Origin of the sequence: Neptuniibacter sp. QD34_54, assembly GCF_047778055.1 — a bacterium.
Taxonomy (GTDB): Bacteria; Pseudomonadota; Gammaproteobacteria; order Pseudomonadales; family Balneatricaceae; genus Neptuniibacter.
Map to the genome: position 1 here is coordinate 2,548,000 of NZ_CP180546.1, position 17,398 is coordinate 2,565,397.

Annotated in this window: 10 protein-coding genes; 3 read left to right on the plus strand and 7 right to left on the minus strand. The window is 44.1% G+C overall.

The features are described from left to right. Positions 1 to 147 precede the first annotated feature (147 nt). On the plus strand, positions 148 to 3,048 hold the full coding sequence (gene gcvP / locus ACMXYP_RS11535; RefSeq protein ID WP_415881786.1) for an aminomethyl-transferring glycine dehydrogenase: 2,901 nt from the start codon (positions 148 to 150) through the stop codon (positions 3,046 to 3,048). A gap of 72 nt (positions 3,049 to 3,120) precedes the next feature. On the opposite strand, the gene ACMXYP_RS11540 is transcribed toward gcvP, so the two are convergent. From ACMXYP_RS11540 to ACMXYP_RS11555, 4 genes are all read right to left on the minus strand, one after another. Next, positions 3,121 to 4,020, minus strand: coding sequence for a creatininase family protein (locus tag ACMXYP_RS11540; protein ID WP_415881787.1), 900 nt, complete (start codon positions 4,018 to 4,020; stop codon positions 3,121 to 3,123). Between the two features lie 298 nt (positions 4,021 to 4,318). Further along, the gene (locus ACMXYP_RS11545; RefSeq protein WP_415881788.1) at positions 4,319 to 4,921 is read right to left on the minus strand and encodes a hypothetical protein; all 603 of its coding nucleotides are present in this window, start codon (positions 4,919 to 4,921) and stop codon (positions 4,319 to 4,321) included. Between the two features lie 87 nt (positions 4,922 to 5,008). Next, positions 5,009 to 6,817, minus strand: a complete 1,809-nt coding sequence (locus ACMXYP_RS11550; protein ID WP_415881789.1) for an ATP-dependent nuclease — start codon at positions 6,815 to 6,817, stop codon at positions 5,009 to 5,011. A gap of 195 nt (positions 6,818 to 7,012) precedes the next feature. After that, the gene (locus tag ACMXYP_RS11555) at positions 7,013 to 7,885 is read right to left on the minus strand and encodes a LysR family transcriptional regulator (RefSeq protein ID WP_415881790.1); all 873 of its coding nucleotides are present in this window, start codon (positions 7,883 to 7,885) and stop codon (positions 7,013 to 7,015) included. 124 nt (positions 7,886 to 8,009) lie between these two features. On the opposite strand from ACMXYP_RS11555, the gene ACMXYP_RS11560 reads away from it, so the two are divergent. Together ACMXYP_RS11560 and fghA are read left to right on the plus strand one after the other, a co-directional pair. Beyond that, the gene (locus ACMXYP_RS11560) at positions 8,010 to 9,128 is read left to right on the plus strand and encodes an S-(hydroxymethyl)glutathione dehydrogenase/class III alcohol dehydrogenase (RefSeq protein ID WP_415881791.1); all 1,119 of its coding nucleotides are present in this window, start codon (positions 8,010 to 8,012) and stop codon (positions 9,126 to 9,128) included. Between the two features lie 65 nt (positions 9,129 to 9,193). Further along, a complete protein-coding gene (gene fghA / locus ACMXYP_RS11565; protein ID WP_415881792.1) occupies positions 9,194 to 10,021 on the plus strand; it encodes an S-formylglutathione hydrolase in 828 nt (275 codons plus the stop codon). Positions 10,022 to 10,098: 77 nt separating this feature from the next. On the opposite strand, the gene ACMXYP_RS11570 is transcribed toward fghA, so the two are convergent. From ACMXYP_RS11570 to ACMXYP_RS11580, 3 genes are all read right to left on the minus strand, one after another. Then, positions 10,099 to 11,235 carry a response regulator gene (locus ACMXYP_RS11570; RefSeq protein ID WP_415881793.1) on the minus strand — a complete coding sequence of 379 codons (1,137 nt, stop codon included), beginning with the start codon at positions 11,233 to 11,235 and terminating at the stop codon, positions 10,099 to 10,101. A 124-nt stretch (positions 11,236 to 11,359) separates the two neighbouring features. Further along, entirely contained in the window at positions 11,360 to 16,144 is a 4,785-nt protein-coding gene (locus tag ACMXYP_RS11575; protein WP_415881794.1) for a response regulator, read from the minus strand. Positions 16,145 to 16,414: 270 nt separating this feature from the next. Continuing rightward, positions 16,415 to 17,314 carry an MBL fold metallo-hydrolase gene (locus tag ACMXYP_RS11580; protein WP_415881795.1) on the minus strand — a complete coding sequence of 300 codons (900 nt, stop codon included), beginning with the start codon at positions 17,312 to 17,314 and terminating at the stop codon, positions 16,415 to 16,417. Positions 17,315 to 17,398 lie beyond the last annotated feature (84 nt).

The following is a 17,398-nucleotide window of genomic DNA, read 5'->3' on the forward strand; positions in this document are numbered from 1 at the left end:
ATTCCCTTGAAAGAAACACTCCGATAAGAAAACACAGTTTCCTAAAATAAACTTTTGTTTATTTTCTATCACAAAATGAGCAAAAAACGGGTATCATTAGCCACTTTTTGAGCACACCATAATCAACTGATCACAGGTAAGTTAAAAATGCCGACACAGAATCAGGCTCCGCTTTCCGTTTTGGAGCAAAAAGATGCCTTTATAGCGCGTCACATTGGACCTTCCGCAGCCGAGCAACAAGCGATGCTTGCCGAGCTTGATGTAACTGATATGGATCAGTTGATCAGCCAAACCGTACCTGAGTCTATCCAGCTCAAGTCACCGATTGGCCTACCAGAAAGCCGCTCTGAAGATGAGGTACTAGCGTACCTAAAATCTGTTGCGCAAAAGAACAAAGTAAACACATCGATGATCGGTATGGGTTATACCGACACGATCGTGCCAAACGTTATCCTACGTAACGTTTTGGAAAATCCAGGTTGGTACACTGCATACACGCCGTACCAACCAGAAGTTTCTCAAGGCCGCTTGGAAGCGATCCTTAACTTCCAAACAATGGTGCTAGACCTAACAGGCCTAGACCTTGCCAACGCTTCCCTACTAGATGAAGCAACTGCTGCCGCTGAAGCGATGACGCTATGTAAGCGTATGTCTAAAGCGAAGAAAGCGAACACATTCCTAATCGATAGCAATGTTCACCCGCAGAGCATCAGCGTTATTCAAACACGTGCTGAACCTCTAGGTTACGAAGTAATCGTCGGTGACGTAAGCGAGTTGATCGATCAACACGAAGTATTCGGTGTACTAGTTCAGTACCCAGGTACTTACGGTGATGTAAATGACTACGCTGAGCTAATCGAAAAAGTTCACAGCAAAAAAGCGCTATTCTGTGCAGCTGCAGACATCATGAGCTTGATCATGCTGAAATCACCAGGCGAGCTAGGTGCAGACGTTGTATTCGGTTCTGCTCAGCGTTTTGGTGTACCAATGGGTTACGGTGGTCCACACGCGGCATTCTTCGCAACACGTGATGCCTACAAGCGTTCTGTTCCTGGCCGTATCATTGGTGTTTCTGTTGATACACGCGGTAACAAAGCACTGCGTATGGCGATGCAAACACGTGAGCAGCATATCCGTCGTGAGAAAGCGACATCTAACATCTGTACTGCTCAGGTTCTACTTGCCAACATGGCAGGCTTCTACGCGGTTTACCACGGCCCACAAGGTCTAAAAACAATCGCTAGCCGCATCAACCGTCTAACAACGATTCTTGCGAAAGGCCTACAAGCGAAAGGCGTTCAGCTACTGAACAACAGCTGGTTCGATACTCTATCTATTCAGCTAGATAACGCTGAAGAGGTTTACCAAGCAGCACTAGATGCTGGTATCAACCTACGTAAGATCAGCGATAACAAGCTGGGTATGACATGTGATGAGTGCACTAACCGCGACATCATCAACACCCTTTGGGATTGCATCCTAGGTGCAGGTCACGGTCTAGACCTAGACAGCATCGATGCAGAGATCTCCGCGTCTGGTGAAACATCATTTGATGCTGCACTAGTTCGTGAATCTGAGATTCTTCAGCACCCAGTATTCAACAGCTACCACAGCGAAACAGAGATGCTTCGCTACCTGAAGAAGCTGGAAAACAAAGATATCTCCCTTGCTCACAGCATGATCGCGCTTGGCTCTTGTACGATGAAGCTAAACGCTACTGCTGAGATGATCCCTGTGACATGGCCTGAATTTGGTCAGATCCACCCGTTCGCACCAATCGATCAAGCACAAGGTTACAAACAGCTAATCACTGAGCTAGAAGATCAGCTAAAAGAGATCACTGGCTTTGATGCGATCTGCATGCAGCCAAACTCTGGCGCACAAGGTGAGTACGCGGGCCTATTGGCGATCCGTAACTACCACCAGTCCAACGGCGAAGCGCATCGTAACATCTGCCTAATCCCAACATCTGCACACGGTACTAACCCAGCATCAGCAGCACTGGCTGATATGAAAGTGGTACTCACCGCATGTGATGAAAACGGTAACGTAGATGTAGCTGACCTGCGCGCTAAAGCAGAACAGCATAAAGATGACCTATCTTGCCTAATGATCACCTACCCATCTACACACGGTGTATATGAGGAAGATATCCGTGAGATCTGCCAGATCGTTCACGACAACGGTGGTCAGGTTTACATGGACGGCGCTAACCTGAATGCTCAGGTAGCAATCAGCCAACCTGCAGAGATCGGTGCAGACGTATCGCACATGAACCTGCACAAAACCTTCTGTATTCCTCACGGTGGCGGTGGTCCAGGCATGGGCCCTATCGGTGTTAAAGCACACTTAGCACCATTTGTGGCTAACCATCCAGTACAACAGATCGAAGGCCCTAAAGCTGAGAACGGCGCTGTATCTGCTGCACCTTGGGGTAGCGCATCTATCCTACCGATCTCTTGGGTTTACATTGCTCTTATGGGTGGCACAGGTCTACGCGCGGCTACTGAGAATGCGATCCTAAACGCTAACTACCTAGCGAAGAAACTGGGCGAAGACTTCCCTGTTCTTTACTCTGGTCGTAACGGCCGTGTTGCACACGAGTGCATCATCGACATGCGTCCACTTAAAGAAGCATCTGGCATCACAGAAGAAGACGTAGCTAAGCGTTTAATGGACTTTGGCTTCCACGCTCCAACAATGTCCTTCCCTGTAGCAGGCACATTGATGATTGAGCCAACGGAATCTGAATCTAAAGCTGAGCTAGATCGCTTTATCGAAGCGATGAGCACCATCCGCGAAGAGATTCGTCAGGTTGAAGCAAACGAGATCGACGGAGAAAACAACCCACTGCGTAATGCACCACACACCATGGCAGACATTATCGATTCAGAGTGGAACCGTCCTTACTCGCTTGAAACAGCAGCCTTCCCAGCTGATCATCTGAAAGACAGCAAGATCTGGCCAACGGTTAACCGTATCGACAACGTATACGGCGACCGTAACCTGTTCTGTTCGTGTATTCCGGTTGAAGATTACGCTGAGTGATTAGCGATCTAGTCTAAAACTAAAAATGCCGCATCTGATGCGGCATTTTTTTGGTAAGCAGAAACTTTAAATTCAATTGGAATCTCGCAATTCTTCTAAAGATTTTTTAAATGCCTTCGCGGTAATTTCTGCACGGTATTTTGCAAGGCTTTTACCCAATTCTACGGTTTTGCTGACTGGATCGAGATCAACTCCATGTAACGAAAACAAGCCTGCATTCAAGCGCTGTTTAGTACGGATTAATTCCGGGTCTTGAACTGCTACTTGGGCTTGATAATAAATGTCGTCATGCATTCCATTACGCCTATCAGCTCTTCGATCTGGAGCTTTTCCTGCTGGAGGGTTACGATCAATTTGCACAATCCCTTTAGATTTCAAAAAATCATAACTCCACTTATCTTCCGAGTAAAAATCTCTTAAGAAATGAATTCGGGCTTCTTCGTTCTCCCACTGCTCATTCAAAGAATTAGCTACATTTCTCATTCCTGGCTGGTTATCACCACTATCGCCCAACAATATAATATCCTTAAAACCATGAGCAGCATAACTTCGACAGATATCAGTTAATAGCGCTTCAAATGTTGATTGTTCAACACTGATGGTACCCGGATAAGCCATATGACCAGACTTTTGTTCAATATTGCCTTCTGGAACAAATTTTACGATTGGAGCGATTAAGGCATTCCCGATCTCACTAGCGATATACGGCAATACAGTCCGCAGAACGTAATTATGCTTTCCAGTTACAAGAAATGGTCCATTTTGTTCCACCCCACCAGTGGCAATAATTACGGTCGTCACGCCATTATCGAGTGCATCCCGCACTTCAATCCAGGTAAGCTCTTCAGTCCATAAGCTTGAACCTGCCGCTATCGGGTTCTCCGCATCCCTATCGGAGTAATCTTGTGCAGCAATAGAAGTGTGTAAAGCAAATATGGTGATAAATAAAGTGATACGCCTGATAAGCGTCATAGTGTCTCCCTATTGAAATAAAAACAGCAAGCCAGACAATTGTTAGTGGGAACTAAGAAACAGATAACATTCAGATAATTAACGTGCAAAACTCGCCCTTCATTGAACTATTTGTTAAGAATGATGATTCTCAATAAATTAGACTCTGACCCCGTAGTTGCTAACCTACGTTGCAATCCGGTAATAACATAAACTTTAAACCTTTTAAGTCCGTTTCGAATAGGTAAAATCCGCTACCGCAACGTAAGCCAGCTTAAATTCGTATTTCCCTTTCTTAGTCGAAACGCATTTGAACCTTTCATGAATTATCATGCTCGATACTAGATATTAATTTACGAGCATTTTCAGTTTTTAATTGGGCATGCACACACATAACTGCAAGAAAAGATAAAAAGATAATTACAAAATAAAATAATACAAACCCACTAATATTTTTTATATACAACTCCGGCATAGCCTGTGCAAAAATCATGGCTGGCACAGAAAATACATAGTAGCCAAAACCTAATAATAAACCTTTACGCCTCAAATAATCAGGCGTTCGCTTGCTATCTAATGACAGTTTAAAACCAGTATTATTAAATAGGAAATATACCGATGTGGATTGGTAGAGATATAAATTTAGCGATGGCCTGGAGGTTCGGAGAAAATAGAGAATTTCTTTATAGTTTAAAAGCACTTTATATCTTTCACTAAATACCTGTTCTACAAGGTAAGCATTGCTCATATCAAGGTTTTTCATTTCCTCAACGATAAATCTCACTCTTGAGCTACGTTCCTCTACTTTTGAATCAAAATATCTTTTAGCCATTTTAAGAACAGCCAAAAAAGCCAGCATCGCCATAATGGCAATCGACGGAATTTCAAAAGCCTTTTCTGCGTACTTAATGAGTCCCTCCATAACTTTCTCTTAATAATCAGTAACGCCAAAAAAATAGAGTCATAGTATACTTTCAAAAAATAATACTCTGACCCCATTTATCACGGATCAATATAAATTACATTTTTTTATGTGATTAAAAATAATTTCGCATATTTTGTTTTGTTGATCCGTCAGCTCCCATTCAATATCAGGACCAGACATAACCTCTACAGCGGTCCTACAAAACTTTAGTTTGTCTTTGATAGTGCCTGAATCTGCCGCATAGACGTTTTGTCTGCCTAATAAACTATCTAAATATTCGCCGATACCAACAGGTGATTTTTCATAATCCCCCTGCTTAATCATATCGAGTTTTACTATCTCCCCATCAACCTTAGATCGCTTACCGTTATAAATTCTCTTCGCAGTCTCCCTTAAAATAGTCTCGCCTAATAGATTCTCGATTTCTTTACATTCAAGAAGAATAAACTGTTCTCCAAGTTCATCTGCCAATTGAGAAACCCTATCCCCTTTATCTGCTATATCACCATCAGCAATCAACAGGGGACTGCTACTAGACCTAAGAGCGTTAAGCCCCCGATTATCAGCCCCATCTGTATCATCACTGAAACACCAGTGAACCAAATTACTCCCTTGATATTCAATAAAGGTATAATGCAAATTCTCCATGAAAGCGTTGAGGAGCTTTCTTTCCTCTTCATCTGAGCTATTAATAAATTTTTTCATAAATTCACGAAGGTATAATCTATCCGTTATACCCTCAACCCATATACTGCAATTGGCAAGATAGACTGACGATGGGTGAACACCTAGTTCAATAAGAAGATCTCTATCCTTACTACACTCACTGAGAAAAAAGCTTCTTTTCTTGGTTTTTTGGACCCTGTAAACAGTAACCTCATCATTGCTCTCAGCTATATCAAGTAAATGATTGGAGTGTGTCGTTATGAAATACTGGTGCTCAGTACAGTTTAATAAAAAGTTTGTTAGTCTCTTAATTAAACCGGGATGCAAACTATGCTCAAGCTCTTCAATAAAAAATATTGAGTGGCACTCTTCCATGTAAGAGTAAAAAGAAATAATTAGAACTTGTTGTAACCCATCTCCTAGTTGGTAAATAGGAAATTGAGGATCACCCCCTATTTTAACTGAGACAGTATCTTTTTGATGCTCAGGTATTAAAGTAACTGATTGCCCCTCGAAAAAATGTTCACTAATAAGTGATTCATATTTTCTAACTGCATCACGTTGCTCTGGCTGCCCAAGCAAAGACGAAACTAGGTAATTGTAAAAATCAAAACCAGTTTTTAAACGATCAGATTTTATCGATGTTCCTTTAAAATAATCCTTAAAAGTTCTGTCATAGTAAGAATCATTATTGGAAACAGGTCGTAGGCCTCTTAGTATCGGAATATATATGCGTGGAGGCATCAAATATTTTTGAACAAGCTCTACAGACTTTATCAACCTATCTTTAAAACCGCTTACATTCCCGATCTGGCGACGCAATGAGGAGTAAAAGTCCCTATCACTTGAATTAAAAGGGGGATCTCCATCTAGAACGCGACTAATTAGCTTTATATAGCTACTTGCAAATACACTATAGTTCTCTATTGGTATAAAGTTCTGTTCTGTAAACAACCGGATCATTTCACCGGTCTCATCTGAAATACGCCTCTGATCGAGAAAGGTCACTATCTCGGGCACTAGCGCCCTAAATTCGTGATTTATTTTGAATGCGCCCTTAAAGGTGGGGCTAGGCTCAGCAAACAACTGCCTAATAAACCTGCTTTTACCAGAATTATTGCCACCTATGAACAAGTTCATTTTCTTCACTGGTAGGTAAAGGTCAGTTTCATGATCGATTTCAATCGAATAATCGTTGATACGGTCAGACCAAATCTTCGAAAGCACGTCATCATTCCTTATCTATATTTTTGCCGAACTCAAATTCCTTACAACAGAATCCTACCAGCATTTGTCAGGTTATGGCCCAAAGATTTTGACGATAGTTCAGATAGATTCTGTCTACAATTCTATTTAGTGCGCTTTTTTTAAATACCTTAACAAAACCCTAGAGTCAGGCCTTGCATATTGCACTCTCCACCCCTAACCACCCATCCTCTCCCCCAAATACTCCACCAGCATCCGAACCTTAGGAGACAGGTGCCGATTATGCGGATACAGAGCCCAGATACCTTCTGGTTCCGGTTGATAGCCCTCCAGCAGCGGCACTAGCCTTCCTTGCTCGATATGCTCTTTAACGTAGTAATCTGGCAGTTGTACTATCCCTAGCCCTTTTAAAGCAGCATCTAATAGCGCTAAGCCGCTATTGCAGCGGAAGCTACCTTTGATCCGCACTTCCCTCTCTTGACTTCCATCGAGTAAGCGCCAGTAATCCAAGGTGCCTTGTAGGCAGTTGTGCTGTTCTAACTCAGAGATAGAATCGGGGCGGCCGTGGGCATTGAGGTAGTCTTTTGAGGCACAGATAAATTGCTGCCGCGCTCCGAGTCTTTTGGCGATCATGCTGGAGTCTGCCAACTTGCCTAAGCGGATCGCTAGGTCATAGCCCTCTTCCACCAGCGCCACTTTCTGGTTGGTCAGATGGCATCCCACTTCGAGCTCTGGGTACTGCAGCATAAAGTCGTTCAGCAATGGGATGATTTTGGTTTCGCCAAAGGTGGTTGGGGCTGTGAGTTTTAGTTTGCCTTGCGGTCGACTTTGTAACTGACTGAGCGCTCTTTCTGCTTCGTCTAAGCCATCTAGCAGTTGGCGGCAGTGTTGGTAGTAGATCTTACCCTCTTCCGTAACCGATACCCTTCGGGTTGTGCGGTAGAACAGTTTTGTCGCGAGGCGCTTTTCTAATGCGCTGATCTGCCTACTCACTTGTGCGGTAGAGATACCTAAGCGTTGCGACGCTGCGGTGAAGCTTTCTGTCTCTGCTACAGCAACAAATTCTGTTACTCCCTCCCAGCCAAACATTGTTACAACCTCGTAAAAGTATTTTCATATTTAGCTAGATTATAGCCATTTATGAAAAAACTATAATGTTTAGCACATTGATCCCTATTGATTAAAAACGCTGTCCTAAATAAAGAGTAGAGCCATGATTAAATCAAAAGCAGCCATCGCTTGGGGGCCTAATCAGCCTCTATCCATTGAAGAAGTCGACGTAATGCCACCACAAAAAGGTGAAGTGCTTATCAAGATTGTGGCGACAGGTGTTTGCCATACCGATGCCTTCACCCTTTCTGGAGAAGACCCAGAAGGCATCTTCCCTGCAATTTTAGGTCATGAAGGTGGTGGTATTGTTGAAGCTGTGGGCGAAGGTGTGACCAGTGTCGAAGTGGGTGATCACGTAATTCCACTATACACACCTGAGTGCGGCGAGTGTAAGTTCTGCAAATCGGGAAAAACCAACCTCTGCCAAAAAATTAGAGAAACACAGGGCAAAGGCTTAATGCCAGATGGCACCACCCGTTTTTATAAAGATGGTCAGCCGATCTATCACTATATGGGTTGTTCTACTTTCTCTGAATACACTGTGTTGCCTGAAATATCACTGGCGAAAGTAAACAAAGCGGCACCGCTTGAAGAGGTTTGTCTATTAGGCTGTGGCGTAACAACCGGCATGGGAGCGGTCATGAATACCGCCAAGGTAGAGGAAGGCGCAACAGTTGCTATCTTTGGCTTAGGCGGCATTGGTCTGTCTGCTGTGATTGGTGCCACTATGGCGAAAGCGAGCCGCATCATCGCCATTGATATTAACGAAAGTAAGTTTGATCTAGCTAAACAGCTAGGCGCTACCGAATGCATTAACCCGAAAAACTACGACAAGCCGATTCAGGATGTCATTGTAGAGTTAACCGATGGCGGCGTTGATTACTCGTTCGAGTGTATCGGTAATGTCGATGTGATGCGCTCTGCCCTTGAATGCTGCCACAAAGGTTGGGGCGAGTCGGTGATTATCGGTGTTGCAGGTGCAGGTCAGGAGATCTCTACCCGTCCATTCCAGTTGGTGACTGGACGTGTATGGCGCGGTACTGCCTTTGGTGGCGTTAAAGGCCGCTCTGAGCTTCCTGATTATGTGGAACGCTACTTACAAGGCGAGTTTAAGCTATCTGACTTTATCACCCACACCATGGGACTAGAGGACATTAATAAAGCGTTCGACTTGATGCACGAAGGCGAAAGCATTCGCAGCGTTATTCATTTTGATAAGTAATTGTCATAAGTAACCCTAACCGAAATCCGCCCTGAGTCTATTCAGGGTGGATGTGAGTAAACTCAATGCAGATTGAAAATTTAGCTCAATTTAAAAGCTTTGGTGGTTGGCAGAAGCAGTATCAGCATGATTCCACCCGCTTAAACTGCAGCATGCGATTCTCTATTTTTCTTCCACCGCAAACACTGGCAGGAGAAAAGGTACCTGTGTTGTATTGGCTATCTGGCCTTACCTGTACCGATGAGAACTTTATTCAGAAAGCCGGTGCTCAGCGTATCGCTGCCGAGTTAGGTATCGCCATTGTTACACCCGACACCAGCCCTCGTGGTGATGGCGTTGCAGATGACCCCGAATATGATTTAGGTATAGGCGCTGGCTTTTATGTCAATGCCACCCAGCCGCCTTGGCAGCAGCACTATCAGATGTATGATTACATTGTGTCTGAGTTACCTGCCCTGATTGAGGCGAACTTCCCCGTCACAGAACAGCGAGCAATTTCCGGGCACTCTATGGGTGGACACGGCGCATTGATGATCGCTTTGCGCAACCCGCAACGTTTCTCATCCGTAAGTGCGTTCAGCCCGATTACCAATCCGATCAACTGCCCTTGGGGTCAGAAGGCGTTTGGCGCTTACCTAGGTGATGATGTAGAGGTTTGGAAACAATACGATAGCTGCGAGCTGTTTAAGCACACTAATAACTTTATGCCGACGCTGATTGATCAAGGTAAGAAGGATCAGTTTTTGGAAGAGCAGTTAAAACCTGAAGCGCTATTAGCTGCGGCTGTGAATAATCCTGTGGAGCTGCGTTTACACGATGGCTACGACCATAGCTATTACTTTATTGCGAGCTTTATAGAAGAGCATCTAAGGTTTCATGCAAAGCACTTTTAGATAAGCACTCTTTTATATTCCCTAAGATAACAAGTGCTTCTGCAGCGCTTGAAGAGCGCTTGGTATCTTAATGCTAACTATTCTGAATTAACGTTTAAGACGCCTTCGTCACTGTCGGCAAAGCGCAATGCTATGGCTAACAGATCGCCCTGTATTTCGATAAAGCAATCGACCAAATCAGGATCAAAATGATTGCCTCTGCCCTCTTCTATGATCGCCACCGCTTGCTCATGGGACATGGCATTTTTATAAACACGTTTTGAGATCAGGGCATCATAAACATCAGCGATAGCCATTAACCTTGCGGAAAGCGGAATATCTTCGCCTTTTAAGCCCTCAGGGTAGCCAGAACCATTCCACTTTTCTTGATGAGAGTAAGCAATCTCTTTAGCAACCTTTAGGAAATCCACCTCAACACCCAGCTGAGCTTCCGCATGTTCAATCGCCTCTTTACCTAGGGTGGTATGGCTTTTCATGATTTCAAACTCGTCGTCCTCAAATGGGCCTGGCTTTAATAGAATGTGATCTGGAATTCCGACCTTGCCGATATCGTGTAAAGGCGCTGATTTGAACAGCACATCAATATAAGCATCGGTTAAGAGTTCGCTGTATTTAGGTAAGAATCTGAGCTTTTCAGCTAAGGCACGGATATAAAATTGGGTGCGACGAATATGGTTGCCGGTATCGGAATCCCTTGTTTCGGCTAATGAAGCAAGGATAAGAATGGTAACGTCCTGCACCATAGTGACTTCTTGGGTACGACGGCGAACCTCTTTTTCTAAGAACTCATTTTTATCCGCTAAGAAATCCTTTTGTGCTTTCAATTGCAGATGATTAGACACCCTTGCCATCAGGATCTCTGGATTAACCGGTTTCGTTAGGTAATCCACCGCGCCTAATGCCAGTCCTTTGGTTTCATCGCGGCTTTCGGTTTTAGCTGTTAAAAAGATGATGGGGATATCTGCTGTGTTTGAAGCTTCTTTAAGGCGCTTACAAACTTCGTATCCATCCATCTCGGGCATCATGATATCGAGTAGGATTAGATCAGGCGGGGTTGCCGAGTTGACTATATCTAGTGCTTTGGCGCCGGAGTTACTAACTTTAACGCGGTAGTGCTCTTTTAAAAGCGCAGACATAAGCGCCAGATTATCTGGCGTATCATCAACAACAAGAACAGTAGGCTTTTCCACCCACTGAGACTGCGTCTTGCTCATTTACGTGCTCCATCATTGCTTAAAAAGCGTTGGATTATGCAAATATGTCTTTTTAGCAGGTTGTTAAAATCAGTATAGCTACACAACCTTAATCGGAACTAACTACAGCCGAACACTTAAATATTTAGAGATTGTTGATAGCCTCTTCCATCTCCGAAAGACGTTCTAATGCCAGATCAAAATCAAACACATTGATTGCCTTCGCAACAGGCTCAAGTATCTCTAAAGCCTTGCCGCCTAACTCACTCTCAAGGGCTTCTATAACCTCAAGCGCTTCACTATCACTCTCTAAAAGGTAATTTCGTAATTTAGGGATAGATGCAATTAGTTTTTCTGCATTACAGTTTTGACCTGATGCCAAACTAGCCGTAGCTATAAGACCTGATGCCTCTATATTTGCCACGACTAACGCGGCCTCTTCAGCAACGTCTTTAACAGCGCCTTGAATGTCAGCCACTTTAAAGTTTGCTTCGGCGCATAAGCTTTCTAACTCTTCTGCTAAAACTTCCAACTCTGTGGCACCAATGGTTGCAGCAGCGCCTTTCAAAGTGTGGGCACAGCGCATCGGTGCGGTAGGATCTTCATCTTCAATCGCTGCGGTGAATTGAGCATCAAAATCTCGGTGGTGCTCATAAAACCCTTTTAACATTTTAAGATAGAGCTCTTGGTTTCCCCGCATACTGGAGAGTCCCTTGGCTGTATCAACGTGAGGTATTACTGGAAAGTCTAAGTCTTGGGTAACCGGAGCAGACTCGATAACACGAGAATTACATTTTGATACACAGGCCCAACGCTCAATGGTTGCATACATCTGATCAATATTGATCGGCTTACCAATATGATCATTCATGCCCGCATTCAGCACTCGCTCTTTATCGCTTGTTAAGGCATTGGCGGTCATGGCAATAATTGGCAGGTGTTTCACTTTCTCCATCTGCCGTATTCTTTCGGTTGCCTGAAAACCATCCATCACCGGCATCTGGCAATCCATCAATACAATGTCGAAATTTGTTTCCATCGATAAGATATCAACAGCTTCCTGACCATTATTAGCAACCTTTACGCTGATTTTTGCTTGCTCTAATAGCTCTGTAGCCAGCTCTTGATTCATCTCGTTATCTTCAACTAACAAGACTGAGAGCCCGGCTAGATCAACACGTTCTTTTTCTTTCACAGCAGAGCGGTGATTTTCGACCACTGTGCCTTTATTCAGCGAAGTGCCTATGGCTTCAAGCAAGAACGAGGCAGTCACAGGTTTGGTCAGAACAGATTCTATCTCCACCCCGCGTTCGCTTGCTTCATCGATAGCATCCTCACGGCTATAACCGGTTACCATAATGGCCGGTGGGCAGATGATGTTCTCATTGCGTCTTAAATCTTCAAGGGTAGTGACACCATCTTTTTGCGGCATTTGCCAATCGATTAATAAGAGGTCATAACGATTATCGGGAGCTTGGTGTTCGACAATGATCTGTTCCGCTTCATCGCCATCAGAAGCGGTATCCGCCTGCATACCAAAACTGTTAATAAGATTAGCGATAATGTCGCGAGCAGCAGCATTATCATCCACCACCAGTACTCTTACACCATCCAACTCTTCGGCGTGGAACATTCGGCGATGCATAGGATCTTTTTGTAAGCCTAAACGCGCCGTGAAATGGAACGTCGTGCCTTGGCCGACTTCACTTTCCAGCCAGATCTCACCCTCCATCAGCTCGACTAGCTTTTTGGAAATTACTAGGCCTAATCCAGTACCGCCATATTTACGGGTGGTTGAGGTATCGGCTTGAGAGAAGCTCTGGAACATTTTGCTTTTCTGCTCAAGGGTCATGCCTATGCCGGTATCTTTAACCGCACAATGGAGGGTAACGTGCTTGGACTCCATCTTTTCCACATGGATACTGATTACAATCTCGCCCTCGTCAGTGAACTTCACAGCATTGTTGGCAAGGTTAGTCAGAATTTGTCCGAGTTTCAGTGGATCACCAATCAAAGCGGTAGGGATATTAGCAGGGCTATCAAACAGCAGTTCTAAGCCCTTCTCTTCCGCTTTCATGGCTAGAATGCTGGCTATGTTTTCCATCACATCATCAAGGTAGAACTCGGTCGATTCGAGTGTCATCTTGCCTGCTTCAATTTTAGAGAAGTCTAGGATTTCATTGATGATGCCTAAGAGATTTTCCCCTGCGCGATTGACCTTCTCGATGTAATTTCTTTGTTTGGTATTTAACTCAGTTTGTAGAGCAAGATGTGACATACCGATGATGGCATTCATCGGAGTTCTGATTTCGTGGCTCATATTGGCGAGGAAATCGCTCTTAGCCTGGGTTGCCTCCTCAGCAAGCTCTTTCGCTTTTAGCATCTCCTGTTCAGCCGCTTTACGCTCGGCTATGTCACGAAGACTGACAATCAGAGCAGGTTTATTCTTCAAGCTAATAGGCACTAATGAGACTTCACAAGGCACTTCCTCGTCTGAAGTGTTTTTATGCACCCAATCGAACTGGTGAGGCTCAGTGCCTGCCAACGCAACCTCTACATGACGATCGATCTCTTGAGAGGAGAGCAATCCATCGGGTTGGTACTCTGGGGATAACATTTCTGGGGAGCATTTTATTAATTCATTGATATCTTCGAAGCCAAAAATATCTGCAGCACGGCGGTTAGCATGGATAAAGCCCTCTTTCGGGCTTAGTACTAGCAGACCATCGCTAGAATTTTCGAAATAGGCATTCACCTTCTCTTCGGTTTCTTTACGATCGGTAATATCTTCCAGCATCCAAACCGTTCCTTTGGAGAGATCGTCAAGATCACGGACTTTACCACTCAAATGGCACCAGAAAAGCGTACCATCGGCTTTCACCATCTGGACTTCCTGTTGATGCACTTTGCCTTTGGCTAGCTCACCGTAGGCATACTCACCGATATAGTTGAACGTTTCCTCATCGGGGTACCATTGCAAAGTACTGTGCCCCATTAGGTCTTCCATAGGACGTTCAAAGAGCTCAGATAATTTATTATTCGCTTGTTGTACTACGCGATCTTTCAGTAACACAATCGCACGGGTTGCAGTTTCGAGGATCGCTTTCTGTTCACCCGCGGCCTCATTAAGGGCATCTTGCGCCTGTTTCCTTTCCGTAATGTCGCGATAAACAACCACCGCGCCGATAATTTTATCGTCGCTAAAAATGGGCGTGGATGTGTATTCAATCGGCAAAGCATGACCTTTTTTATGCCACAAAACCTCATCTTCACTGGAACGAGCAACACCATCCACAGCCGTATGACAAATGCTTTTTGAATCTTCCGAGTAAGGCTCGCCATTTTCATCTGCATAGTGAACGAGTGTTTGGAAGTTTTGGCCTAAAAATTCGTCCTCGGTAAAGCCCAGATAGTCATAAGCAGCGGGGTTGGCAAAGGTGATTTCCCCCTGAGTATTTAACCCAACAATACCGTCTTTAACTGCTTCGAGAATGAGGCGGCTTCGTTTTTCTGCCGATTTAATCTCGCGCTGCTGCCCTTCCATCTCGGCAGTTTGCTCTTCTAGCAATGTTGCTTGGCGCTCCATTTTTTCAGCTTGCTCACGGCTCTCATTAAGCAATAGCTGGGTTTTATTACTCCTTTCAATGATCTCTAAATTCATGGCCAATATAGGCAGTAAACCCTCGATAAAGGCTTGTTCTGTTTGGCCAAATTCAACAAAGCTAGCGAGCTCAACCACCGCAAGCAGTTTGTTATTGTGAATCACAGGGAAAACAGAAATATTCTTAGGCTTCGCTTCGCCGACACCCGAGCTGATCTTGATATAGTCTTCTGGTGGGTCAGTTAAAATTATAGGGGCCATCTCTAAAGCACACTGACCAATCAACCCCTCACCAACAGCAATAGTCTGCTTAAGAAATTTACGCTCTCTAAATGCGTATCCCTCCAGCAGCTTTAGTTCTTTCTCCTGCTCATTAAATAGATAGAAAACGCCGTGGCCCAGATGGATCAGCGGTGCGATTTTCTGCAAAAACGATTTAGCCAGCTCATTGGTCGTTCTTATCTGCTGGAGCTCAGCACTGATCTCCGAAATATTAGTTTTGATCCAGCGCTGGTTTTCAACTTGTAACAGTTCATCTCGCAGCTCTGTAGCCGCCTCAAGCAACTCTTTAATCTCTTGAGGCTGTCCTGCTTTTGAAATTTCTCGCTGGGCCGTTTTTTTGTCAGCTAGTGAAATTAGCGTCCTTTTAACCAAACCAATAGGCCGAAACATTGCTTTTAGTGTGGCCGATATCATCAAGAAACTGGCTATGGCAATAAAGATTAAGAGTAAAGCTGACTGTGTATTAAAGAGCTGCTCTTGCTCTTGCGCCTGCTTTAAAAGGTCTCCCTTTACAGCGAGTAGTTTCTTTCTAAACTCGGCAGCAACAGAATCTACTTGCTTATGATATTCCTGCACGCCCAGTGCTTTCACATAGAACTGCTTGGCATCGGAAATGCGATCTTCCTCTAGGAGGCTCTGAAAGTGTCTTAACTGTTGACTGTACAGCGTAAAGTGATGAAACAGCAGCTTATTAAATTCGGATAGGCCTTCTCGACCCGAGAGTGAAGGCGCGATAGATAAGTTAAAGATCTGTTTGGTTTCTTGAAGTGCTGTATAAGCTTCGAGGTATCTGTCCTGATCGATTGGATAGGACACCAACATTTCTGCACTGATTAACTCGATCCGAGAAAGGTTATATCTAAACTCATCAACCGCATGCAGGCTGTTACTTAAATGCTGCACCTGACCGTGGAGTCTATTTTTTTCTGTATAGTGCCAGTAAAGAAAGGCAGAGAGCGTAATACCAATACTTAGAACAATAAAAAACGCCCAACGCACGCGAGCTTTTAACGAAAAACCACGCAGAAACGACAACAATTTATACATCGGCACACTCTTCTTATGTCACAGGCTCAGCGAGTAATCGCTGTTAAGCACATAATCAAAGCGTAGATATAATTTCAGGTTTTTCGAGTTTATTCTGGAATTACACCTCAATTAAAATCGATAAACCTATCCTTAGATATCATCATTACTTACTGATTTTTAAGAGGTCATAGAAACAGGACAGCGTTCACTATCAAAAACGCCGTCCCCTAAACGAAGGTTCGAAAGCAAAAAACTTAGAGATAGAAAAAGTGCGCGTTATGAATAAGCTTATTTTTCAAGGCTGCTGTGAAGAATGCCGATCCAAACACTTGTTGAAAGAAAACCGGTAGTCCAGCTTTGCCATTTAGGGGATAGACCCTTTAACTGCATCTGACCCAAGTTCATCCCTTTATCTTGCATCGCTTGCACTTCGGCCAACGTGCCTTCCAGCATCATTTTGAAGATCATCAATTCAGCTTTATTTGATACGGGACCGTGACCTGGGATAACAATGGTTTTGTCGTCTATCAGTTCGAGTACTTTACCTACATTCTCCGCCATGCGGGCAACATTACCGCCATTCTGGATATCTACGAAGGGGAAAAAGCCATTGAAATAAAGGTCACCCATATGGACTGCATTGGCCTTTTTGAAGAAGACGACAGAATCGCCATCGGTATGGCCACCAGCTAGGTGAAGTAACTCGACCTCTTCATCATTGATGTAGAGCGTCAGAGCTTGTTGATAGGTAATAGACGGCAGCGCATGTTCTGGATAAGGCTCGGTTTTCATATTGAAGAGCTTAACCTCTTGAGAGGTAAGCAACCGCTCACGCACATTATCATGCGCGACAATAGTCGCGTGATGACCAAAGTGATGATTACCCTCTGTATGATCGCCATGCCAATGGGTGTTGATAATGTAAGTCAGCTTATCTTCGCCACCAAACTTTTGCAGAGTCCTCTTCAATGCAGGTGACATAGAGCGATAATCATCATCGATCATCAATAAACCCTGCTCACCAGCTAAGAGCCCAATATTTCCGCCCTTACCACGTAACATCGAAATATTGTCGGTCAATTGCTGTACTTTGAACTTAGTCGCTTGTTGGTGGTGATTTTCAGCACTAACAGGCATCGCAATGCTCAAACTAAGCGCTAAAGCTGAAACAAGACACTTAACCGACATTAACTTTTCCTTATGTAACATTAGGATCCAATTTGGATTCCATACTGGAAACTAACTATAGCTCATTAATGATAACGATACTCA

Excerpts from the sequence above, each read along its gene's own strand:
- gcvP (WP_415881786.1), top strand. The coding sequence starts at position 148 with ATGCCGACACAGAATCAGGCTCCGCTTTCCGTTTTGGAGCAAAAAGAT.
- ACMXYP_RS11540 (WP_415881787.1), bottom strand. The coding sequence starts at position 4,020 with ATGACGCTTATCAGGCGTATCACTTTATTTATCACCATATTTGCTTTA.
- ACMXYP_RS11545 (WP_415881788.1), bottom strand. The coding sequence starts at position 4,921 with ATGGAGGGACTCATTAAGTACGCAGAAAAGGCTTTTGAAATTCCGTCG.
- ACMXYP_RS11555 (WP_415881790.1), bottom strand. The coding sequence starts at position 7,885 with ATGTTTGGCTGGGAGGGAGTAACAGAATTTGTTGCTGTAGCAGAGACA.
- ACMXYP_RS11560 (WP_415881791.1), top strand. The coding sequence starts at position 8,010 with ATGATTAAATCAAAAGCAGCCATCGCTTGGGGGCCTAATCAGCCTCTA.
- fghA (WP_415881792.1), top strand. The coding sequence starts at position 9,194 with ATGCAGATTGAAAATTTAGCTCAATTTAAAAGCTTTGGTGGTTGGCAG.
- ACMXYP_RS11570 (WP_415881793.1), bottom strand. The coding sequence starts at position 11,235 with ATGAGCAAGACGCAGTCTCAGTGGGTGGAAAAGCCTACTGTTCTTGTT.
- ACMXYP_RS11575 (WP_415881794.1), bottom strand. The coding sequence starts at position 16,144 with ATGTATAAATTGTTGTCGTTTCTGCGTGGTTTTTCGTTAAAAGCTCGC.
- ACMXYP_RS11580 (WP_415881795.1), bottom strand. The coding sequence starts at position 17,314 with ATGTCGGTTAAGTGTCTTGTTTCAGCTTTAGCGCTTAGTTTGAGCATT.